Below are 22,759 nucleotides of genomic sequence, written 5' to 3'. Positions count from 1 at the left end.
TCTATAAGCTAAAAGATAAGGAGATTTAGATGGTATATTGGTTATTATTGCTTGTAACGATTGTGTTTGAAGTTGCTGGAACTGTCGCGATGAAGTTATCCAATGGTTTAACAAAACTTGTTCCTAGTGTACTAATTTTCGTGTTTTATGGTATTTGTTTTAGCGTATTTGCCATTGTTGTGAAAAAGATTCATTTGAGCATTGCGTATGCAATCTGGTCTGGTTTAGGGACACTATTTATTACAGTTATTAGCGTATACTTTTTTAAGGAGCATATTAGCTTATTTCAAGCATTCTGCATCCTTTTTATTGTCCTAGGTGTAATTGGATTGAAAGTGTCATCGGCATCTTGAAATAATGGTTAGCCATCGCTAATTTTTTATTTTCCCTCCAATGTTGGAGGGAGTTTTACTACTCATTCATGTGAGATAAAAAAGGATTGTTTTTCAAAATGAAAAACAATCCTTTTTACTATGTAATAATAAATTAGTATAGCAGAATGATTTTACGAAAGAGACTTCAATAAATCCGTTACTAATGGAATCACTTTACCGATGAATGTTAAAATTGCAATTGCTGTTGTCATGAAAACTCCTCCTCTTGTTTTGAATATTATAATAAAAACTTTGTTACATTGATTATAGTAAGGAGGCATAACGTTCGCAATGCTTTTTCGTATGCAATATTGCATGTGTTTAGGCGAGTGGAATATATGTTTACAAATGAAAAGAGCTGTTTTCTAAAAACGGCTCTTTTCATTAAATGATTTATATTCTTAGAATGCCCAATTACCTTTGCGGAAAATCGGTTCATGTGTTCCATCAGCTGTAATACCGTCAATATCAAGCTCAGCAGAACCAATCATAAAGTCTTCATGTGTAATACTAGAGTTTGCTCCGTTTTCTGAAAGCTCTTCTTTTGTCATTGTTTTTCCGCCATCTAAGTTAAATGCATAAGCATTTCCAATTGCTAAATGGCAAGAAGCATTTTCATCGAATAGTGTATTATAGAACAAAATGTTTGTGTTAGAAATTGGTGAATCGTGAGGTACCAATGCAACTTCTCCTAAGAAATGTGACCCCTCATCTGTTTCTACTAAATGTTTTAAAGCTTCTTCACCAACGTCAGCTTTATAGTCAACAATGCGTCCATTTTCAAATGTGAGGGTAAAATTATCAATGATGTTACCTGCAAATACTAACGGCTTCGTACTTGAAACTTGCCCGTTTACACCTGTTTTTAATGGCATTGTAAAGACTTCTTCTGTCGGAATGTTAGCCATAAATGGTACATTCTTTTCATTTAAGCTGCCAGCACCAGCCCATACATGTTTTTCCGGAAGTTCAATTGTTAAATCTGTCCCAGGACCTGTATAGTGAAGAGCTTTATAATGTTTTTCATTTAAGTAGTCTACTTTTTTATGTAATGTTTCATCATGTTTTTTCCATGCTTCAACAGGGTTTTCTAGATTTGCCCGAGTTGCTTGGAAAATCGCATCCCATAGCTTTTCTTCCTGCTCTCCTGGTGCTACATCAGGGAATACTTTCGCAGCCCATTCTTTTGTAGGAACAGAGATTACACACCAACTTACTTTATCCGCTTGTACATAATCACGATATACTTTCATCGCTTCGCCAGCAACTTTATGAGCAGTTGCAATTTTTTTGGAATCTACGCCTTTTAATAAATCTGGATTTTCTGCATAGATAGATATAAACGCTGCGCTCTCTTTTGCTAATTCTTCACGTGCATGTGCCTTCCAAGCAGGAAATTCAGAAAATGCTTCTTCTGGAGCAAAATCAAATTTTAAACGTGTTAGTATTTCATCATTCCAGTCTACATATACATGTTTTGCGCCAGATTTGTAGGCTTTTTCTGTAACAAGACGTACGAATGGAGCAGCTTCAAGTGGTGCATTGATAGATAACGTTTGGCCGGGCTGAATGTTAACACCAACATTTACTGCAAGAGCAGCATACTTTTCTAAGTTCTGTTCAAATGACATATGTATAGTCTCCTTTATTCGAAAAATTTCTTATATACATAATACAAGAAAATTTAAAAAATATAAATAGAGCTCGCTTGCGACAGAGCTCCATTTTTTACTTATTTAATAGAAAGAGCGAACTGTTCAACTGTTGTTGTGTTGTGCATACGAACACGCTTCATTTTTAACAGTTCGTCTGGTTCTCCCTTTGTAATAAACTGTCCTGGCTTTGTTGTAGTTGCAAATTGATAATATTTTTTCGTCTCAGCTACGACTTTATTATCTACATGACCGAATGGATATGCGATTGCAATAACAGGTTTTCCTGTAATCTTTTCAAGCTTTTCTTTTGAGCCTTTCAATTCTTCTTCATAATTTGCGATTTTCGGTAAATCAGCATGTGTTGCAGTATGAGATTGCACGGAGAAGATACCAGAATCAACCATTTCTTTTATTTCCACAGTTGATAAAGCACCTTCTACATCAACATTAGCGACAATCATATATTCAGTTGCTGTTGGTTTAAAGGTATCATCTTTTAACTTTTGTAAAATACGAAATGCATTCATATTATTTTTCATACCATCATCAAACGTAACAAAAATCGGTTTATTTACTTTATTTATATCGCCCCAGCGTTCAAACGTTAGCAATGTATAGCCGTTTTCTTTTAAATACTTCATTTGTGATTCAAAGTTAGCGGGAGATACAAATAAATCTTGAATTCCTTGCCCGTGATAATCATCAATTGCGTGATACATAAGGACAGGAACATGCTGTTGAAACGTGATAGTAGATTTTGTGAGAGGAATGCTTTTTCCATCTTCTTTTATACCCGACGTTTCAATTTGATATTCACCGCGTTTTCCTTCAAATTCTTTTATATCAAAAGGTATTGTAAACTGATTATCTTTTTCTTTGGATGAAAATGATTTCGCACTTTCTTTTCCATCAGCTGTTCGCCAAATTGCATATTGTACCTCAGTTAAAGAGTCTTTTAAATCTGTCATATGAATAGACGTGTTTGTAGATTCATGTGTAATTGGATTCCAAGATATCTTGCCTTGTGATTCTACCTTTTTTTCTTGTTTTTTAGCTTGGTCTTGAACCGTTTTCTCTTTTTTAGGTTCATTACTTGCATTGCTAGTATTACAGCCTGCTAGAATGGCAGACGTACATAAAGCAATTGCTGCATATTTTCGCATAACGATCACCTTCTATTATGTATTGTGTAATAACACTACTGTTTATTTACCCTTGTTCATCATATCATTTGGAGAAAATGAGGGGAATCTTCTTTTGGAAGGGGATGGATGGAAAGTATAAGAGATAGGGGGGATATAGTATTAGAAATCCTTCTATCTAAAATAAACAGCTAGCATGAGCTAGCTGTTTATTTTAGATATTACCCTGTTATTCGCCGGCAGTAAGCCTTATGAATAAGCGTTTAATTTTTCTCTTGATTACTGCTGGTATCTTTTGCGCCACTTGCTTTTTTTACACCTTTACTCGTATAAGGTTTGGCGTTCTTTTTTTTCTTAGCGCTAGCTTTCCAGCGAGTCCATCCTTTACTGCCCGTTCCTCTACCTGTTCCGCCTTTACCTTTAGCTTTACTCATGTAATCACTCCGTTACTTTTTATATAGTAAATCTGCTTTCGCAGTAGTCAATGCACCTTTGAAGTAAAAATTTTGGTCCATGAATGCCACTTTGTTGACCTTAGTTCATAAAATGAACCATAGAGTATAATAGTATATCACAGCATGGACCAGAATGCGCAAACCTCTTAGGGATTACATGAGAACAGGTAGTATTATATCAAGCCATTCACTCTTCGATAAATAGCGAAGAAGTTAGAAATATGCTTTTGCATACTGTAGAGGATGAAGCAAAAACTAATAATGATTAACTAGTGCGGAGCGATTTTCTTTTTGTAGATTTGTTACAAGTGATAATGATGTAGCCTACTATGAAACAGGAAGCCCCTTCTTCAAACGACTCGTAAGAGTGTTAAGGAGGAGGGGGCATTCACACTTAAAAATAATAAATATAGAAAATCAAAGAGAGCATGTAGTTTCATAAATAGCCTCCAATGTAATTTATCCCGCTATTTGCGGGTACCTCAAAATTTAGCGAAAGCAAAGAAAGAAGTTAGTTGTCAAAAATCTTTTTTGTGGAGAAAACAAAAAGGTTCCTAATTATCTAGGAACCTTTTCAAAAATCTTTTTTCGCTCTGGGGTATTTCTGTTGGATATTTCTCTCACTATAAACAGGCAAAATAAATCATCTCATCAACAACATTATATATGCGTTTAATAATATAGAAAATAGAAATTAGGAGAAAAACATATGCAATTATGCATATGAAAATATTAAAAGTAATGAATAGGTATTTCATGGGTATATGAGAGAAACATGAAGGATAAAAAAACTAGTATGTTTGCTCCTAGTGTTGTTACTAGAGGGATGTAATAAGTCGCTTAAAAGTGGAGCGAATTCAAATAACACAATCGCCTATATTTCAGTAAAGGATATATAGGACAAGTGATGGATACAGAAGAGGTAGTAGAATTCCACTCAGGTTTTTAAATAGCAGTAAATAAAAAAAGCACTTTAATGTTTTCTGAAGTGACCCAATGAAATAAGACAAGGAAAAAACCCCTCTTATACCGTATTTAATTTAAATACGAATATACGGAGGTGTTTCTTTTATGGGAACGAGAAAATCTTATTCAGAAGAAATTAAATGGAAAACAATCGAGCTGAAAAAACAAGGGTACACAAACAAAGAAATTATGGATCAATTAGGAATTAAAAATAAAGCACAGATTAAAACTTGGATGAAGTGGCATCGTGAAGGTGAAACGTATCGTTTTAGTCGCCCTGTAGGAAAACAAAGTACGCTACAAAAGGCTAGTGAAGAAGGCATAACTGAAATAGAGAAACTTCAGATAGAGAATCGAAAATTAAAAATGCAAATAGACATTTTAAAAAAGTACCACGAAATCGAGAGGAGTTGGTTAAAGAAGTAGTTGTAGAATTAGTGGAGTTGATGAAACATGAGTACTCCATTAAAGAGATATGTATATTAATTGGTATACCTCGTTCTACTTATTATCGATGGAAAAATAAAGCGAAAGATATAAAGGAAGCACAATTAGAACAGGCTATTTTGACAATTTGTATGACAAATCACTTTCGATATGGACATCGAAAAGTTACTGCTTTATTGAAACGAAAATATAATTATCACTTAAATCGAAAAACTGTACAAAAAATAATGCAAAAGAAAAGTTTACAATGTAGGGTTAAAAGAAAGGGAAGAACCTGGATCAATGGAGAAAGTAGGATTGTTGTAGAGAATCTCTTAAATCGAAACTTTCAAGCTACCAAACCAAATGAAAAATGGGTTACAGATATTACATATTTGCCATTTGGTACAGAGATGTTGTATTTATCAAGTATTATGGATCTATATAACAATGAAATCATTGCGTATGAAATAAGTAACAGACAAGACGTAACACTCGTCTTAAAAACAGTTGAGAAGGCGGTAAAATCACAAAAAGAAGCTGAAATTATACTACATAGTAATCAAGGGGCCGTATATACCTCCTACGCTTTCCAAACGTTATCTAAAGAAAATGGCATTACCACAAGCATGTCCCGTAAAGGAAACTGCCATGATAATGCCGTAATAGAATCTTTTCATTCCTCATTGAAATCTGAATTATTTTATATTTTATTCACAAGAAAAACAACTACATTCAACTTCTACTCTCAAACAACTCATTCACGATTATATTGAGTATTATAATACGGAACGTATTCAAGAAAAGTTAAACTACCTGTCTCCTATAGAATACAAGAAACAGGTAGCATAGGTGTTTTTTTCACGATTATATTGAGTATTATAATACGGAACGTATTCAAGAAAAGTTAAACTACCTGTCTCCTATAGAATACAAGAAACAGGTAGCATAGGTGTTTTTTTCATGTCCCAAATCCGTGGGTCAGTTCATGTTTTGTTCATGTCTCATTAATTGGGTTCACTTTATTTCAAATTAAGGTGCTTTTTCATTGTTAAATAAATAATCCAGCAATCGTAGCTGATAAAATGGAAGCAAGTGTTGATGCAAATAGCATTTTCCAACCAAATCGAGATACAACGCTTCCTTGTTTTTCAGAAAGGGCACGGATTGTACCAACGATTGCTCCGATTTGGCTAATACTTGCGAAGCTAATTAAGAATACAGTAACGATTCCAACTGTACGTGGAGATAACGTTTTTGCAACTTCTTTTAAATCAAGAATGGCTACAAATTCATTCAGAACAATTTTTGTTCCCATGATTCCGCCAGCTGGGATAATATCGTGAGCCGGAATTCCCATTAGGAATGCAAATGGAGCAAGAATGTAACCGAAAATTTGTTGTAATGTAATCGCATATCCCATCGCACCTGAAGCTGCACTAATTACATAGTTTACAACTTCCATCACACCGATAAAGGCGATCATTAAAGCGGCAACGATACCAGCTACTTTTAAACCATCTAATGCACCGTTAATCATTGCGCCAATTAAGCTGTCACCAAATAGGTTTTTATCAAATTTCTGAACTGTTTCTTCTTCTTTTACCGTATCAACCGGTGTTAATAATGAACAAACAATTAAGCTAGAGAATAAGTTTAGCGGCAGAGCTGCTAGTACATATTTTGCATCTAACATCATAACGTATGATGCTGTGACAGAAGCTGAAACTGAGCTCATTGCTGAACAGCAAATAATAAACATACGGTTTTTATTAAAATGTTTTAAGTCATTTTTAATAACGATTAAAGCTTCACTTGAACCAAAGAATACAGAGTTTACCGCATGGAATGATTCAACGCGTGGTAACCCAGTAATTTTTGAAATGGCACCGCCGACAACGCGAACGATGAATGGTAAAACACCTAAATAACTAAAAATAGAAAGTAGTGCTGAGAAAAAGACAATAATTAATAATACATTTAAGAAAAAGACAAAGTCTCTTTGAATTCCATTAAAGAGAAAATCGACGCCTGTCGTACCAAGTTTAATTAGTTTATTGAAGACTTTACTAATTAAAATGATAATTTGCTGACCGACTTTTGTGCCAAACATAAACCAACCAATTAAAATTTGGAAACCGATCATAATAGCAATTGCACGGAAGTTGATTTTACTTTTGTTGTTTGACAAAGCAAAACATAAACCTAAAACGACAAGAATGCCGATAACGCTCATTACATATTGCATGTAGTTGCCCCTTTCAGAAGTTCGTATAAAGTTTTTACATAAAACGCTCGTTATATAACTAATAAATACAAATTGAAAACCGACATAAAACCTTTCTTTTTAGGTAGGAGAGAGTGTCCGGCTATGCATAGAAGTGGTCAGATCCTTTTCCTGCCCCATGCCAAGTGAAACCAAAGGGAGAAAACGAGTACAAGTTACCTTTTGTTTTCCATAGCTAGGACTTATATGTTGGAAAATCAAGATGGATATATAATAAATAAAACGGTAGAGGTTTTATGTCATACGTAAGATGTCTGACCTTTTAGAAAAATGAAAAATAAAAAAAGACCCATATGGATTCACTTTCATCTATGAGAGAAAGCTAATCAATATGAGTCTTTGTATACACAAAAAAGCTAATATTCATTAGTTTTCCCCATAGTCCAGCAATTTTCGGTTGCCGGGTAGAAACTCTCGATCCATATTATCGAGTATATATGAGGTAACATCGTCCGTATTAAATTAGTAGTAGCGTAACATTAATACAGAATTGTCGTCAATAGCTTTTTTTCTTCCAATAGATAAAGACCACATAAGTATGATAAAATGTAACGCAGTGTTATGAAAAAGAGAGGTCGGAAAATGAGTAATAAAATGACGCCACCAGTTGAAAAAAACGAGTTTATAGATGTAGTATTTGAAGATTTAACACATGATGGTGCCGGTGTTGCGAAAGTAAAAGGATATCCTATTTTCGTGAAAAACGGATTACCAGGTGAAGAAGCACAAATCAAAATTATTAAAGTAAAGAAAAATTTCGCATTTGGTCGTTTAATGAAGCTTCATACAGAAAGTCCATATCGTAAAGATGCAGAATGTCCAGTTTACAACCAATGCGGCGGTTGCCAGCTTCAGCATTTAACGTATGAAGGGCAACTACAAGCAAAAGAAAAACAAGTACGAGATGTTATGCAGCGCATCGGCGGACTGCACGATGTGCCGGTTCATTCCGTTCTTGGTATGGAGAATCCATGGGTATATCGAAACAAAGCGCAAGTACCAATTGGAGAACGTGAAGGCGGGCTTGTAGCTGGTTTCTATCGCCAAGGAACACACGACATTATTAATATGGAAACATGCTTAATTCAAGCGGAAGAAAACGATACATTAATTCAAGAAGTAAAACGTATTTGTGAAAAGCACGGTATTGCGGCGTATAACGAAGAACGTCATAAAGGAACACTTCGCCACGTGATGGCTCGTTACGGACAAGTAACAGGGGAAATTATGCTTGTCTTTATTACACGGACGGCAGAGCTTCCAAACAAGAAGGCGATCATCGAAGAAATTACAGCGAAGTTCCCAAATGTAAAATCAATCGTTCAAAACGTAAATATCAAACGTACAAACGTTATCTTCGGAGACACAACAACAGTCCTATACGGATCAGAATATATTTATGACTTTATCGGTGACATTAAATTCGCCATCTCAGCCCGTTCTTTCTATCAAGTAAACCCAGAACAAACGAAAGTGCTATATGACAAAGCATTAGAATATGCAAAACTAGATGGAAACGAAACAGTCATCGATGCATACTGCGGAATCGGATCAATCTCCTTATTCCTAGCGCAAAAAGCGAAAAAAGTGTACGGCGTTGAAATCGTCCCAGAAGCAATCGAAGACGCAAACCGAAACGCTGCACTAAACAACATGACAAACGTTGAATTTGGTGTAGGTGAAGCAGAAGTAGTCATTCCAAACTGGTACAAACAAGGCGTAATCGCCGACACAATCGTCGTCGACCCGCCGCGTAAAGGCTGTGATGAAGCATTACTCAATACAATCATCGACATGAAGCCAAAGCGCGTCGTATATGTATCATGTAACCCAGCAACCCTTGCACGTGACTTAAAAGTATTAGAAGAAGGCGGATATAAAACGCAGGAAGTACAACCTGTTGATATGTTCCCGCATACTACTCATTGTGAAGCGGTCGCGTGGTTGGAGTTGGTATAATAGAAAAGCAGTTGATATAGAAAAAATCTATACCATCTGCTTTTTTGTTTATAAAAATACCATTCAGGACCGATTTTAGTTAAAATAAACATTGCCGATTTTCACAATAGTTTTTCACAAATTATAAATGTCCAAATGTACTTGTGTTTGATAATAAGTTATTAAGCATGATATAAGTGTAAAAGAAGTGGAACATTTGGCTTTATATTTTTTGACCGAGAGTTTGAAGTTGTATCCATAGTGAGAGGATTTGAGTTTGAAATGATAGATAATTTTTGGCGTGATTTACCACGACCATTTTTTGTACTTGCACCAATGGAAGATGTGACAGATGTTGTTTTTCGTCACGTAGTAAGTGAAGCCGGTCGACCGGATGTATTTTTCACAGAGTTTACAAACTCGGATAGCTATTGTCATCCAGAGGGTATGAAAAGTGTGCGTGGCCGTTTGATTTTTACAGAAGATGAACAGCCAATGGTGGCACATATTTGGGGGGATAATCCCGAATATTTCCGTCAAATGAGTATTGGCATGGCAGAGCTAGGATTTAAAGGCATCGATATTAATATGGGCTGCCCTGTACCGAATGTGGCATCGAGAGGGAAAGGTAGTGGCCTTATTCTGCGTCCAGACGTTGCGGCAGAACTTATTCAAGCAGCAAAAGCGGGCGGACTGCCTGTCAGCGTGAAAACACGACTTGGCTATAAGGATGTAAATGAGTGGGAGGAGTGGCTAACGCATATTTTAAAACAGGATATTGCGAACCTTTCTATTCATTTACGTACAAGAAAGGAAATGAGCCAAGTAGATGCGCATTGGGAGCTAATTCCGGAAATCAAAAAATTACGTGACCGTATTGCACCAAATACGCTACTAACAATCAATGGAGACATTCCTGACCGTCAAACTGGGCTGCAGCTTGCTGAACAATATGGTATTGATGGCGTTATGATCGGGCGAGGTATTTTTAAAAATCCTTTTGCTTTTGAAAAAGAGCCAAAAGAGCATAGCAGTAAAGAATACCTTGATCTTTTAAGACTGCAGCTTGATCTTCAAGATCAATATGCGGAAGCACTGCCACGTTCAATCACAGGGCTTCATCGCTTTTTCAAAATTTATGTCAAAGGATTCCGTGGAGCTGGTGAATTAAGAAATCAATTGATGAACACGAAATCAACAGATGAAGTGCGTGCATTGCTTGATAACTTTGGAAAAGAATGTTGATGGGACGGGGACAGTGAAATGATGTAACTCTCAAAAAGTTAGAGAAAAAATGAATCACATCAACTCATGTGTACTTATTTTATTCAGTTTCAAGTTCCTTTGCAGCCGGCAACTTTTGTTTTGATAAAGTCTGTTTTCTGAAAGAAAAAGGTCTTAAGAATGTAATAAACCCACCAGCACCCTTGTGTTGCCACATACACTCTGCACATGTGGAGTGTGTGGCTTGGCTGTTTAAAGTATAAGAATAAAACAGATAGTAGCAGGCTATATAAGCATTTATCCTGTACTATCTGTTTTTATTTTGGTTCTGTAATTACATAAAAAGAGGGAATGATATATAAATAATTCATCAGCTCTTTTTAAAGTTATTGATATTATTAAGATTTGGTATTTATATAAAACATAATAATTAAATATAATAAATATAGGATTAATTCCGTTTTTAACGGTGATAAAGTGTAGTTTAATCATCTTGTACATGGTTTACTTTTCCGAGAAAATTAAGTTAAAGTCTAAATATAATAAGAAATTAATTTTTTATTATTATGATATATTCAAGAGTTATTATAGGGGGAAGGGGATTGTCGAGTATGGAAAGTATATTGAAAGCTTGGCATTTCGTTGAGAACTTGACGCCTGGCGCAGTACCAGCTATACCGGGCGCGACATTAGGAAAACGCATGAAAACGAAAAATCAAAATCGTGTTCGTCAAACGAAGCTGAAAGAGCAGTTATGGAACGAGGTTGAGCTAACGTATCCTAAAAAAGATCGCCTTGTGTTTACATATTATCTAGATTGTTATGTACAAAATAAGCTAATCGAACTGCTTCGAAAGAGCTTTAGAATCAAGGATGAGATTATTAACGCCAACTGGAATAAGAATTTTAGTATGACATTTTCGGTAAATGAGAATGGTGAATATATTGAAGAATCATTATTTATTCCGCCGCTTCAGCTACTAATTACAGAATTGAATCAGAAGGGGCATTATGAGAACGAAACTTTTTCAGAACAGCATTCTTTAATGATGAAGGAATGGCAAGAGTTTGCGAATGCTATTTTTAAAGACGGTGTGAATGAAGCGGGCATTCTGAAGCTTCTTAATAAATATGAGGAAACATTGTATCGTATTCCAACTCAAACGATTCAAAATTCACAGCATTATATTGAAATCGCCATTTTAAAAAAGGATGAGCCATTAGAATTAAAAAATTTCACGAGCTTTTATACGAGTGATTTAGAGCGTATTTTGCGCTATAAGCCAAATGCGACGTTGCAACAATTCCTAGAAGGGCGTCAATTAGCTGTTAATATTAATGAAAATCGTCCTGCTATTGAAAAGATAATACAGCCTCAAAAATTACCAGTAGGACGCTGGCCTTCGACAAACCGGTATCGTTTATCGTTAATGCAGCAGGTAGCGGTGAATCAGATTATTAATGAGAACGAAAAGATTAATTCGGTGAATGGCCCACCAGGTACAGGGAAAACGACACTGCTAAAGGATATTTTTGCGCAAATTATAGTGGCTCGTGCGGAAGAAATGGCGAAGTTTAGTGATCCGACACAAGCGTTTGAGGGAAGTAAGTCATTTTTAACGAAGTCATTAACAAAATTTAAAATGGTTATTGCTTCAAGTAATAATGGAGCGGTGGAGAATATTTCGAAGGACTTGCCGAAACTAGCAGAATTAAAATTAGAACCAGAACATTCGAATGACAATGATTATTTAACTGAAATTAAAGAGCTAGAGTTTTTTCAAGAGCTTTCAAAACAATTAGTATTTGGTTTATACGATGCGAAGAACTCAAACGAGAATATTTTTGCCCCGATATCCGTGGCGCTTGGGAAAAAAAGCAACCAAACACAAGTAGCAGATGTATTGAAAGTGGATACAATTACGAGTTTATTGAATGCAGAAGCAGAAAAACTATCACCATCGGCATGGCATGAGACAGTAAAGGGATTTTTAGATTTATATCGAGACATTGAACTTGATAAGAAATCCTTGCAACAATATATTAATACGCTAAACGATGCACCTAATTTGGATGCACAACTAGAGTGTCTTGCAGCAGCTAAGTTTGAGTATGAAGAGAAAGCGAAAGAGATACAACATCACCTTCATAATGTTTCTGTACTTATAAAAGAAAAGCAACAAGAGTTACAGCAACTACCTAAGGTGACATTTTTGCAGCGAATATTTAATAAAAAAAATAATGAAAAGAGTTCTCTTGAGCAAGAACTGAAAAAAATCTCTGAATTAGAGCATGAACAGAGAGATGCTTATGAAGCGGTGGAGCAGCAATTAAAGCAGCTTGTTCACAAGCAGCAAAAGCTTGAGCAACAGCGACAAAAGTTTGTCACGATGCAAAAGTTATGTGAAAAGGAGCGATTAGAGCTTTCAACTAATGCTAATTGGGCGCAAACAGATGAGGCCTATGCAAAGCGACAAAAGGATATTGTTTGGCAGACAGATTCACTGAATTTTAAACGTGGCTTATTATTTATAAAGGCTTTAAAGCTTCATAAGCTATTCCTTATATATAACGCTAAGGTATTAGAACGACCACTTAAGATTTTTGGTGATCGTAGCGAGGTCGATTTAAATACAAATGAGGGTATTTGCGAACTTAAAAATATGTGGGATATAGTACATCTAATAACACCGATTGTTAGTACAACGTTTGCTAGCTTTTCTCAAATGTATAAGGGGATTGATAAGGATTTTATCTCGTACTTATTTATTGATGAAGCTGGCCAGGCGACACCGCAGCAAGCAGCAGGTGCCTTATGGCGTTCTGAAAATGCAATTATTGTAGGGGATCCGATCCAAATTGAGCCCGTTATTACACTGGATGCAACGATTCTAAATGATGTTCGTCGCCGTTTTAAAGTGGAAGATCGCTATTTAAGTATGGATTCGTCTGTGCAAAGCTTGGCTGACTTGTCGAACCCTATTGGGACATTTACTACTGATAGTAATAAACGCATCGGGATTCCACTTTGGGTTCATCGCCGCTGTGCCAATCCAATGTTTTCTATTGCCAATAAAATTGCGTACGGCAATAAAATGGTGCTAGCGAAGGATTCTGATCAAAGTGTGGGTGTTTGGTATGACTGTCGCGGTGTAGCACCAAAGAAGCATTACGTTGAGGCGCAAGGGCAATTTGTTCTAGAAAAAATTAAACAACATTTCAAACAACTCCAGGCATCAATGGAAGAGAAAAAGTCTATCTTCCCAGAAGTCTTTGTTATTACACCTTTTACAAAAGTAAAAACGGGGCTTATTAAATTATTGAAGGCTGAATTGAAAAAGGAATTGAAGAATATAGATACTGGAGAGCTAAATAAATGGATTGAAAATTCCATTGGGACAGTTCATACGTTTCAAGGGAAGGAAGCTAATATTGTGTATTTTGTTGTTGGGACAGATTCACAATCAGACACGGCAGCAGATTGGTCGTGTCAAAAGCCAAACCTACTCAATGTGGCAGTTTCACGTGCTAAACTAGAATTTTATTTAGTTGGTGATTTCAAGCGATTAAGCAAGAAGAAGAATTATAGTGAATTTGCGGATAGTTTAAAATTGAAGCGAGTTGAACAAGCTGAACTTATTTAAAGTTATATAGATTTGCAGATATAAAATGAATTTAGAATACAAAGTATTAGACATCCTATCAACTAGTGTTAGTAGAGAGTTATTATTCAGATGAATATCAATGCAAGCTTATTGAATGGGTCTATTTGTCTACTTGCAGTAGATTACTTATATAATGGAAGGTGAGCACTTATTATCAATAGTGTCTCACCTTTCTTATATCTAGAATAAATAAAATTACTAATAACATTTAAATATTGGGGGAGACGGATATTATTTTATTTCCCAAACCAAACCCAATACTCTCCATCACGATGCTCCATCTTATGCCCACGATAGCCTTCTGCTAGTAATTTTTGTTGATTAACTATGTCGCTCATTGGAAGTACTTCAACACTTATCCAAGCTTTTTTTCCACCTTCTAGCAATGCTTTGACAAAAGTATAACGTAATCGGTCGCCATATTTTTCTTTTAGTGCAGCAATCTCCATCCCTTGGGCAAATTTATCTTTTAAACTAGGAATATTAAATGGTGCTACTGTACAACAAACGTAATTGTATTTGCTGTTTGTTTGCGTTAATTGTTCCATAATCACTTTCGCTAATATTTTCTGCATTCCATTTCCACGGTAGGTTGGATGAACATTTGAGATTTCTTGATAGATAACACGGTCTAGTTCTTCATGTGTTAAACCGATAGCAAGCCCTAAATGCTCATCATCAATAGGGGGAGTCAAGAGAGCACGAAATGCAATCAGTTCTTGATCTACAAATGCACCAATCATCATGCCGTTACCTTCTAGTATGTATTGAAATTCTTCGCGTGTAAGAGGCTGTAAGTTAGCTTTATTTTCTAATGCTTCAATTACAATATCTTGTAAGGATAAAATTTGTTCAATATGATCTAAAGATAATAAGGTAACTTGAAATCTTTGCTCGTTTTGCTTTAATGTTCCTTCATAAAGAATGTTCATTGTATGGTTCTCCTTTAGCGAACAACGTCTTGAAAAATAGTTAATTCATTCCGTATATCTTCATTAACATCAACACCTAATCCCGGTTTTTCGTTTAAACGAATAAACGGTATATCATAAGATAGGTTCCCGATATCTTTTGTGAATTTTAATGGTCCTGTTAGTTCAACGCTTGTAATAATTTTTTTTGAGAAGGCAACATGGAATCCTGCGGAAGAGGCAACGGATGATTCTACCATTGAACCAATTTGGCATTCAATTCCGGCCATTTCTGCTTGATGAGCCAGTTTGACAGCTGGATGGATACCACCACATTTCATTAATTTAATGTTCACTTTATCAGCTGCTTGCAACTTAATAATTTGGCGCATTTCACGTGAGCCCTTTAATCCCTCGTCAATCATAAGCGAAAGATCTGTTTTAGAGCGAATATAGGCCATTGCATCAATGTCGTCAGCTATAACAGGTTGTTCAATCCAATCGATGTTTAAATGTTTAAGTGAACGAAGTGCGGTTAACGTATTAGCGCTGTTTTTCCAGCCTTGGTTTACATCTACACGAATTGCGATATCATTTCCTACTCGTTCACGCACAGCTTCAATTCTCTCAACATCTTTTTTGACATCTGTTCCAACTTTCATCTTAAAGGATTGATATCCCTTATTTATCATGGAGGCTGCTTCTTCTGCCATATTTTCTGGAGAAGCGATACTTAAAACATGAGTAATCGGAAACTCTTCATGATAGCGACCGCCAATTAACTGATACACGGGTTGATTTAACTTTTTACCCATTACATCAAAACAAGCGATATCAATCGCAGCTTTTGCGGTAGGAACTCCGTAGATTGTTTGATTCATTATGTCATGTACTTTCTCGATATTCATTGGATTTACTCCTATTAAGGCAGGAGCTAATGTATGTTTTAAAACATGGAAGGTACTTTCCCATGTTTCACCTGTCACATGATCATCGGCGACTCCTTCACCGTAACCGATAATTCCCTCATCTGTTTCGATTTTTACAATAATAGAGGGCATATCATGATAAGTACCATAGCTGATAATAAATGGATCACGAAGTGGTAAACGAATTGCGTAAAGATGAATAGCTGTAATTTTCATTGAGTGAACCCCATCCTTTTTATCGTAATTTTGTTTAATAGATTTGACGTTATATATGTTCATAAGGAGTTTAAGTAAATAATGATTAATATTTTGTTTGTTTTAAAAGGTAATTTTCAGAAATAACTAACTATTTAACTTATTATATTTCAAATGAACTGCAGGGACAATCTCTTGACATTTAAGTGAATATTCAATATGTTTTTCGGAATAGGACTTTTATGTATAAAAAAGCTGTTTTATACCGATTGAAATTTATGGGAAAACAGTCTCAAAAGAACTGCTTTGAGTTTAGGAAGGAGAATGGAAAATTGAAAACAGTAGAGTTGCAGGATCGTTTAAACGAAATTTTTCAGTATTTGCATGAGAACCCTGAAGTAAGTTGGAAGGAATATAATACAACGGCCTATATTACTAAATTTCTAGAAGAAGAAGGAATTTCATATAAAGTATTTGATGATTGTCCCGGAGTTATAGCAGAAATCGGGAACGGGAAACCAGTTATCGCGATTCGTGCTGATATAGATGCACTATGGCAAGAAGTAGATGGGAAATTCAAAGCAAATCATTCATGTGGCCATGATGCTCACATGACGATTGTGATGGGACTTATTGTGCAGTTGAAAAATGTGAATTGGCAAAAAGGAACTGTCCGATTTATTTTCCAGCCTGCAGAAGAAAAAGGAAATGGTGCTTTGAAGATGGTGGAGAAAGGGGCTGTGGATGATGCAGATTTCCTATTCGGTGTTCATTTACGACCAATTGAGGAATTACCTTTAAAACAAGCGGCACCATCTATTCGACATGGAGCGGCTGACTTTTTAGAAGCCAACATATCCGGTGACGATGCTCATGGAGCACGGCCACATCAAGGAGTGAATGCGATCGATGTTATTTCAATGATTAATATCGGATTAAAAAATATATGGCTATCACCACAACGATCATATTCTATCAAAATGACGAAATGCCAAGCGGGGGGTGAAAGCTTAAATATCATCCCTGGAAACGGTCAATTTGCCTTAGATGTAAGAGCAGAAAGTAATGTATTACTAGAAGAACTAAAGAAAAAGATAGAACAAGTTATTCAATCGAATGAATCGATGGGGACAAAGATTTCTTATGAATGGACAGATCCAGTACCAGGGGCAGAAGTATCGGAGGAAGCGGAACAGTTACTGCGTAAAGGGATTCGTGAAGTATACGGAGAAGAGGGCTGCACACCGCCACTTTTTACAGCGGGAAGTGATGACTTTCATTACTATACGGTTAAGAGACCACATCTAAAAGCTGTTATGCTAGGATTAGGTGCGAACTTGCAGCCGGGATTACATCATCCTCATATGGTCTTTGATCAAGCTTGTATATTAGATGGAGTAAAAATATTTAAGCAGACGGTGTTGGCAGCTTTAAAATAATACTGTTTTATAACTGGTTATATGTCATTCAAAGTAAAAGCCTGATTGTATCAGGCTTTTTGTTGTGTTGTATAATGAAAGTATTATTTCTTAATAGGAGAAAATAAATGAACGAACAATATTATGATGCAGTGCTCAATATAAAAACAGTAGGAGAACAAAAAGGATTCAACAAGTCTTTGCATTATCATCGTTATGAACCAACGCCATATAATGGGCTTGAAACGTTATTTAATCAATATGAATTAAAAAGCAGTGATCGGATTGTTGACTTTGGATGCGGAAAAGGGCGATTGAATTTTTATGTTCATCATATATGTGGTGCTTCAGCTGTTGGAATAGAAATGAATGAGATGTTCTATGAAGAAGCCATGGAAAATCGAGAACGTTATGCGAAGAAAGCGAAAAGTAGTAAAGATAAAATTCAATTTCAATGTTGTTTAGCACAAGAGTATGAGATTGATTCACGAGATAATCGATTTTATTTTTTTAATCCGTTTTCTGTGCAAGTTTTTATGAATGTAGTAAATAACATATTGCTTTCGGTGGAAGAAGCAGAGAGGGAAGTAGAGATTATTTTATATTATCCATCGGAAGATTATATTTTTTTCCTAGAAAATCAAACAGCCTTTGAATTGAAAGAGGAAGTTAGGTTGCCGGGAGTGTATGAGAAGAATGGGAATGAGAGGTTTTTAGTTTATGGATTGGGGAGTTAGATGGGGTGGTATATATCTTTTCACCTTCTTTGTGAATAGATGGGGGAGAAAGATAAAATAATGTAATGCAGGAACTAGTATTAAGAGCGGATAAGCTACCTGCTCTTTTTTTATATTTTGGTTGCAAATTGAACATTGAAAGTGATCTCAAATAGTATAATAGTTTTAAAATTCTATTATGTAGGGGGATAATCGGTGCACATAGTAAATAATTTAGATTCAACACATTTTGATCAACTTAGAAATCTTGTTAATGGAGCAGATACTTTACACATAATTAGTCCGTTTTTATCAGAATCTAAAGAGTTTTACGATGATTTATTTGAGTTATTAAACAATGAGGGTGTAAAGAATATATTTTTAACTACTACTTTAGATGATTATTCTACAGATTTATTTCGAAAAGCAAATGCACTTTATTTATTTGGAATAGGGTGTTTAGCCTTGAATATATAATATAGAATTCAAATCGATAATATGTTGCATGGAAAAATATATATCGCTGAAAGTAAAGGCAACCCTAGTAAAGCTATAATTACTTCAGCTAATTTTACAGATTCAGGATTAAAGAATAAGCATGAATGGGGAGTGATGTTAGAGGATACAGTGCAATTATCAAAAATTATTGAAGATGTAAATAATAATAGTATTCAATTGATGTATGAAGAAATTGAACAGATAATAAAAAAAATTGATAATTATATTTCAGAAAATGAGAGGGTGGATACACCTAAAATTGATTTGGGGATAAGTGGGATTTATATGAAAAGAAAGAGGTTTCCACCTTCATTAACTACTGACTTGAAACAAAATGTAAGGTATTTCATTAAACCTGTCGGATGGTCAGATAGACCATTTGACATTAATAGAAGGTTATCTACAGATATAGAAGAACTTCATTTTGCAAAAAGACCTGCAGCAATAGGCATTGGAGATATTATAATATGTTATGGAGTAGGTACTACTAAGCTAATAGGATATTTTGAAGCTGTTGAAGAAGCTATAAATTTAAATAATGAAAGCAGATGGCCATGGGTTATTAAAGCAAAAAATCTATGTCCAGATTATAGCGAACATTGGAATACCTATGATAACACTATTTCTAGTGTTCAAAAATCTTATCCACAAGGTTATGCTGTAACTTTTAACGGACATCCGAATTTAGGAGGCTTACAATATGGGGGAGATAAAATTCGTTTAGATGTAAATTTCGCTAAACATATGATTGGTATCATAGAGAATAAATAATAAATCCCATTTAGATATATTTATAGTAAAACTAAAAAATCCCTCGAGAACAACTAAATTCTCAAGGGATTTTTTTATTCTAGTTATCTTTATTTCTTTAGTAACAAATACATAAAATAAGGAGCACCAATCAAAGCAACCACAATCCCCGCAGGAATACCACTGGGCTCGACGATATGACGGCCGATTGTATCTGCGAGTAGGAGAAGTAATCCACCGATTAGAACGGCTATAGGAATAAATACTTGATGTCTAGGCCCTACTAATGATTTTGCGATGTGCGGAGCCATAAGTCCGACAAAGGTAATTCCTCCTGTGACTGAAACGGCAGCAGCAGCTAATGCAACGGCTGCTATTAGCAGAGAGCGACGTTCTTTTTCGATTTCGATACCGACGCCGATCGCTACTGGTTCGTTTAATGCAAGGATGTTTAAACGATTTGCTTTATAGAAAGTGTATGGGATGAGTATAGCTAACCATGGAAGGAGTGCTAAAACAAAGACCCAGTCATCCCCCCAAATGTTTCCTGCGATCCATTTTGCAATAAAGTCTACTTTTACACGTTCAGCAGATGAAATGAGTACAATCATTGTTCCAGAAAGAGCGAATGCAAACCCAATTCCTGTTAGTGTCAATCTGATCGGTTGAAGCCCTGCAGTTTTACTGTATGAGAATACATAAAGGAGACAGGCAGTAATAAAAGCTCCGATAAATCCAACAACTGGTAGCAAGTAAACAAATGAACCTGCGTCTATTGGAACATATAAAAAGAAAATAGCAATTGCGACGCCTGCGCCTGAATTAATACCGATAATTCCAGGTTCAGCTAGGTCGTTACGGGTAATTCCTTGTAAGATAGCTCCTGATAGAGCCAGTGCCATACCAGCTAATAATGTAATTGCAATTCTTGGTAACCTGAGGGAGAATAAAACAAATTCTTCTTTGAAAGTCCCTTGTCCAAATAACGTTGGAAGCAGTCTATCATAGGATAGAGAAGCCGCTCCTAGCCCCATTCCAACTGTGATAGTCGCTACGATCAGTATAAGTAATGTTAGTATAATGATGCGTTGTTTTTTTAGTATAGATTGTTGAATCATGAGAATGTTCTTCCTCCTTTACGTACGATGAATAGGAAGAATGGTAAGCCTACGATTGAGATAATAGCAACAAGTGGCGTTTCGTATGGAGCATTAATTGTGCGTCCAATCGTGTCCGCTAATAGCATAAAGGAAGCACCAACAATGGCAGACATCGGTATTACAAAGCGATAGTCTGGTCCGACAATTGGACGTACCATATGAGGAACCATTAAGCCTATGAATGCCATATTCCCGACAAGTGCAACGGAAGCACCAGCGAGTAGAATGATAACAATAAAAAGAATGGTTTTAATGACGATAATCTTTTGACCGAGTCCAACTGCTACTTCTTCACTTAGGCTAAGAATCGTTAGTTTCTTTGAAAATAAGATCGCAATAAAGATACTCACTGAAATAACGGGAATAATGACTTGTAATTGGCTCCATGACGTTCCAATTACGCCCCCAGCAGTCCACATGGAGACGTCTTGTGAGATTTTGAAGTAAATTCCAATTCCTTCTGAAATCGCGATTAAGAAAGCTGAAACTGCGGAACCAGCTAGTACAATTCGAAGGGGAGAAAGTCCACCTTTTTTCACCATACCCATTCCAAAAACCATAATTGCACCGACAGCTGCTCCGATAAAGCAGGCAATCATCATATAAAAGTAATTTACAGAAGGAATAAAGGCAATTGTAATTGCAAGTGCAGCATTCGCACCACCAGTTAATCCGAGTAGTCCTGGATCAGCAAGTGGATTTCGAGTAAGTCCTTGCATAATTGCACCAGAAACAGCAAGCCCAGCTCCGACAAAAATGGCTGCCATTTCACGCGGTAAGCGTAGTTCACGGATGAGGGAGAGCTTTGCTCCTTTTTCTGAAGAAGTAAGCGCTAACCATACATCTTTTACAGTAGTGTCTGCCGCGCCAAATACCATTGCGATCATAAATATAAGAAAGAATACAATGATTCCTAAAATGAACTTGTACATAAAGGAGGTGGCACGTAGATTATCTTTTGTCATCAGTTTCACATCTTTTCTTATTATAGAATAAAGGAAGAGGAATTCTTATTTTAAGAATTCCTCATTGTTGTATTATTTACCAAGAAAGCTTTTCTTGAAGAAGTCTAGTTGGAAATCTAATGTAAGTGGATCATTAAAGTAGAATTCCATCATATTTACTTCGAATGCTCTATTGTTTTTCACAGCTGGAATGTTTTTATATGATTCTGTGTCTTGGAAGGAATTGTCAGTATCCTTGTTTTTACTTACAATCAAATAATCTCCAGCAAACTCAGGTAGAACCTCAGTAGATAATGCATAGTATCCTTCTTTTAAAGCTTTTTCTTTTACTTTGTCAGGCATTTTTAATTTCATTTCTTGATAAAGAATTTCTGTTCCACGACCCCAGTTGTCGCCATAAACATAAATTTGTTTGTTGAAGTTTTCGATAACAGAAACTGATGCGTCTTCTCCGATTTTCGCTTTAATATCTTTTCCTGCTGCTTGCGCACGTTTTTTGAAATCATCAACCCAAGTTTTTGCTTCTTTTTCTTTATTTAATAATTTACCGATTTCTAAATGCTGTGTTAAGTAATCTACTTTCCCATATGTGAATGTTACAGTAGGAGCGATTTTTTTTAACTTATCGATGTTTTTAATATTTGATAAACCAATAATTAAATCTGGATCTAATTCGATAATTTTTTCAACATTCTCATCTGATACTTCAGCAACATCTTTTAATTTCTTTTCAAAACGTGGATTCTGTTTAGACCATGAATCTACACCAACAAGATTTACACCTAAAGACATTACGTTACCTGTAAATGATGATAGTACAACAACGCGTTTCGGATTTGCTGGCACTTCAACTTTACCATTTTCAGATTGGTATGTAATTTTTTCAGACTTACCTTCTTTTGCATTTGAATCATTCTTCTTGTCTGTAGAGCCATTACTACAAGCGCTCATAACAAGAACGAATAGAACTGTTAGTGAAATAAATAATTTTTTCATTTGTATTCTCCTTTTAATAGATTGTATGTGATACATATTGGTTTGTTTATTCTTGGATCTTGCCTGAAATTAGCATCAATATGAAATGC

The 22,759-nt window shown here is 35.6% G+C and carries 18 protein-coding genes, 1 pseudogene and 1 riboswitch; of the genes and pseudogenes, 10 read left to right on the top strand and 9 right to left on the bottom strand.

Annotated elements, in window-relative coordinates; all coding sequences use genetic code 11:
* Window positions 1-29: 29 nt before the first annotated feature.
* Window positions 30-353, top strand: coding sequence for a DMT family transporter (locus AZF08_RS06240; RefSeq protein ID WP_033674506.1), 324 nt, complete (start codon window positions 30-32; stop codon window positions 351-353).
* Between the two features lie 422 nt (window positions 354-775).
* Here AZF08_RS06240 and AZF08_RS06235 read toward each other — a convergent pair whose 3' ends face one another.
* The 3 genes from AZF08_RS06235 to AZF08_RS28440 form a co-directional block, all read right to left on the bottom strand.
* Window positions 776-2,005, bottom strand: a complete 1,230-nt coding sequence (locus AZF08_RS06235) for an aminopeptidase (protein WP_033674505.1) — start codon at window positions 2,003-2,005, stop codon at window positions 776-778.
* A gap of 101 nt (window positions 2,006-2,106) precedes the next feature.
* Window positions 2,107-3,192 carry a polysaccharide deacetylase family protein gene (locus tag AZF08_RS06230; RefSeq protein WP_033674504.1) on the bottom strand — a complete coding sequence of 362 codons (1,086 nt, stop codon included), beginning with the start codon at window positions 3,190-3,192 and terminating at the stop codon, window positions 2,107-2,109.
* A gap of 242 nt (window positions 3,193-3,434) precedes the next feature.
* Window positions 3,435-3,605 carry a DUF3934 family protein gene (locus AZF08_RS28440; RefSeq protein ID WP_082246059.1) on the bottom strand — a complete coding sequence of 57 codons (171 nt, stop codon included), beginning with the start codon at window positions 3,603-3,605 and terminating at the stop codon, window positions 3,435-3,437.
* Window positions 3,606-4,697: 1,092 nt separating this feature from the next.
* Between AZF08_RS28440 and AZF08_RS06220 the strand changes: the two are divergent.
* Both AZF08_RS06220 and AZF08_RS32115 read left to right on the top strand, forming a co-directional pair.
* Window positions 4,698-5,870 (top strand): annotated as a pseudogene (locus AZF08_RS06220) (IS3 family transposase).
* 19 nt (window positions 5,871-5,889) lie between these two features.
* Complete coding sequence (locus AZF08_RS32115; RefSeq protein ID WP_075382401.1) at window positions 5,890-5,970, top strand: IS3 family transposase; 81 nt, start codon at window positions 5,890-5,892, stop codon at window positions 5,968-5,970.
* Between the two features lie 99 nt (window positions 5,971-6,069).
* On the opposite strand, the gene AZF08_RS06215 is transcribed toward AZF08_RS32115, so the two are convergent.
* A complete protein-coding gene (locus AZF08_RS06215; protein WP_033674500.1) occupies window positions 6,070-7,266 on the bottom strand; it encodes a NupC/NupG family nucleoside CNT transporter in 1,197 nt (398 codons plus the stop codon).
* A 398-nt stretch (window positions 7,267-7,664) separates the two neighbouring features.
* A riboswitch (purine riboswitch) is annotated at window positions 7,665-7,766 on the bottom strand.
* A gap of 121 nt (window positions 7,767-7,887) precedes the next feature.
* On the opposite strand from AZF08_RS06215, the gene rlmD reads away from it, so the two are divergent.
* From rlmD to AZF08_RS06200, 3 genes are all read left to right on the top strand, one after another.
* Entirely contained in the window at window positions 7,888-9,264 is a 1,377-nt protein-coding gene (rlmD, locus tag AZF08_RS06210) for a 23S rRNA (uracil(1939)-C(5))-methyltransferase RlmD (protein WP_033674499.1), read from the top strand.
* 261 nt (window positions 9,265-9,525) lie between these two features.
* The gene (locus AZF08_RS06205) at window positions 9,526-10,488 is read left to right on the top strand and encodes a tRNA dihydrouridine synthase (RefSeq protein WP_028399801.1); all 963 of its coding nucleotides are present in this window, start codon (window positions 9,526-9,528) and stop codon (window positions 10,486-10,488) included.
* 590 nt (window positions 10,489-11,078) lie between these two features.
* Complete coding sequence (locus AZF08_RS06200; protein ID WP_033674498.1) at window positions 11,079-14,111, top strand: DEAD/DEAH box helicase; 3,033 nt, start codon at window positions 11,079-11,081, stop codon at window positions 14,109-14,111.
* 257 nt (window positions 14,112-14,368) lie between these two features.
* Here the strand turns inward: AZF08_RS06200 and AZF08_RS06195 are convergent, their stop codons facing one another.
* Both AZF08_RS06195 and AZF08_RS06190 read right to left on the bottom strand, forming a co-directional pair.
* Complete coding sequence (locus tag AZF08_RS06195; protein WP_033674497.1) at window positions 14,369-15,064, bottom strand: hypothetical protein; 696 nt, start codon at window positions 15,062-15,064, stop codon at window positions 14,369-14,371.
* A 14-nt stretch (window positions 15,065-15,078) separates the two neighbouring features.
* On the bottom strand, window positions 15,079-16,188 hold the full coding sequence (locus tag AZF08_RS06190) for a mandelate racemase/muconate lactonizing enzyme family protein (protein WP_033674496.1): 1,110 nt from the start codon (window positions 16,186-16,188) through the stop codon (window positions 15,079-15,081).
* A 311-nt stretch (window positions 16,189-16,499) separates the two neighbouring features.
* On the opposite strand from AZF08_RS06190, the gene AZF08_RS06185 reads away from it, so the two are divergent.
* The 4 genes from AZF08_RS06185 to AZF08_RS06170 all read left to right on the top strand — a co-directional run bounded on the left by AZF08_RS06185 (window position 16,500) and on the right by AZF08_RS06170 (window position 19,570).
* Window positions 16,500-17,606 (top strand): M20 peptidase aminoacylase family protein, encoded by a 1,107-nt coding sequence (locus tag AZF08_RS06185; protein ID WP_033674495.1) that lies wholly within the window; start codon window positions 16,500-16,502, stop codon window positions 17,604-17,606.
* 107 nt (window positions 17,607-17,713) lie between these two features.
* Window positions 17,714-18,322, top strand: a complete 609-nt coding sequence (locus AZF08_RS06180; protein WP_033674494.1) for a class I SAM-dependent methyltransferase — start codon at window positions 17,714-17,716, stop codon at window positions 18,320-18,322.
* Between the two features lie 195 nt (window positions 18,323-18,517).
* Window positions 18,518-18,778, top strand: coding sequence for a hypothetical protein (locus AZF08_RS06175; protein ID WP_033674493.1), 261 nt, complete (start codon window positions 18,518-18,520; stop codon window positions 18,776-18,778).
* Between the two features lie 21 nt (window positions 18,779-18,799).
* Window positions 18,800-19,570, top strand: a complete 771-nt coding sequence (locus tag AZF08_RS06170) for a restriction endonuclease PLD domain-containing protein (protein WP_033674491.1) — start codon at window positions 18,800-18,802, stop codon at window positions 19,568-19,570.
* An 89-nt stretch (window positions 19,571-19,659) separates the two neighbouring features.
* Here the strand turns inward: AZF08_RS06170 and AZF08_RS06165 are convergent, their stop codons facing one another.
* From AZF08_RS06165 to AZF08_RS06155, 3 genes are read right to left on the bottom strand one after another with little or no spacing between them, the layout of a single operon-like run.
* Window positions 19,660-20,664: a FecCD family ABC transporter permease gene (locus AZF08_RS06165; RefSeq protein ID WP_200875217.1), complete on the bottom strand. Its 1,005-nt coding sequence runs from the start codon at window positions 20,662-20,664 to the stop codon at window positions 19,660-19,662.
* Entirely contained in the window at window positions 20,664-21,698 is a 1,035-nt protein-coding gene (locus tag AZF08_RS06160) for a FecCD family ABC transporter permease (protein ID WP_033674488.1), read from the bottom strand. Before AZF08_RS06160 ends, AZF08_RS06165 begins: the two co-directional genes overlap by 1 nt.
* Before the next feature lie 48 nt (window positions 21,699-21,746).
* Window positions 21,747-22,670, bottom strand: coding sequence for an iron-hydroxamate ABC transporter substrate-binding protein (locus AZF08_RS06155; RefSeq protein WP_033674487.1), 924 nt, complete (start codon window positions 22,668-22,670; stop codon window positions 21,747-21,749).
* Window positions 22,671-22,759: the final 89 nt, after the last annotated feature.

It is taken from the genome of Bacillus gaemokensis (genome assembly GCF_001590835.1).
Taxonomy (GTDB): Bacteria; Bacillota; Bacilli; order Bacillales; family Bacillaceae_G; genus Bacillus_A; species Bacillus_A gaemokensis.
This window is presented reverse-complemented; position numbering and strand designations above follow the sequence as displayed.